General features: G+C 46.8%; 1 protein-coding gene. It reads left to right on the top strand.

Annotation, left to right across the window (positions count from 1 at the left end):
* A partial coding sequence (locus tag ACG2F4_RS19340; RefSeq protein ID WP_395262587.1) for a FecR family protein occupies positions 1–795 on the top strand: 795 nt, incomplete at its 5' end.
* Positions 796–800: the final 5 nt, after the last annotated feature.

Below are 800 nucleotides of genomic sequence, written 5' to 3'. Positions count from 1 at the left end.
GCTGCAGTACTGCTGGTACTGGGGGGAGCCTACGGGTTCTACCTCTATTCGATTTCGTCGAGCCCGCCATCTCAACCCCGGGAAGAGGTCGTTTACAATACTATTGCCTCCCAGGATGATGAACGAGTCGTTGTGCATATCAAAGATGGTACAAAGGTAACGCTGAATAGCAACAGCCGGATTCAATACAGAGATGACTATGGAACATCATCCCGGGATATGTATTTGCAGGGGGAAGCCTATTTTGAAGTTGATCACGATCATCCGGCCCCATTTATCGTATATACCAATGATGCTGCGATCGAAGATATCGGTACCAAGTTTAATATAAATACCGATAAGGAACATGAGGGAACAGAGGTCGTGGTATCAGAGGGAAAGGTGAAGGTGTCACCACAAAGCCAAAAGATCGACAGCGGTAGCACGGCTGAGGAGGCTACCTCATCGGTAATCGTATCGCAGGGGCAGAAAGTCAGCGTCAAAAATGGACCGGATAACCTGGTTGTTGAAAAAGCCGATTTATACCAGGCCCTGGCCTGGATGCAAGACCGCCTGATATTTGATGATGAGCCTCTTGCCCAAGTCATTGAGCGGCTTGAAGATCATTACAGTATTACTGTTGAAGTCGCAGATTCTTCACTTTTCGATAAGTATATAACGGGTTCCTTCCAGGATGAAAGCGTGGAAAACGTGGCGAAAGTGCTCGCCGTTTCGATGGAAGCGCGATACAGTTTAAACGACAGTACGCTTCACTTCTTTATTGAGCCGCAAAAAGTCAATCATTTTAAACAATAACAGGT

Source organism: Halalkalibaculum sp. DA3122 (genome assembly GCF_043951865.1).
GTDB lineage: Bacteria > Bacteroidota > Rhodothermia > Balneolales > Balneolaceae > JAMQKA01.
Note: the sequence above shows the minus strand (reverse complement) of the source record. Positions and strands in the feature narration are given on the sequence as shown.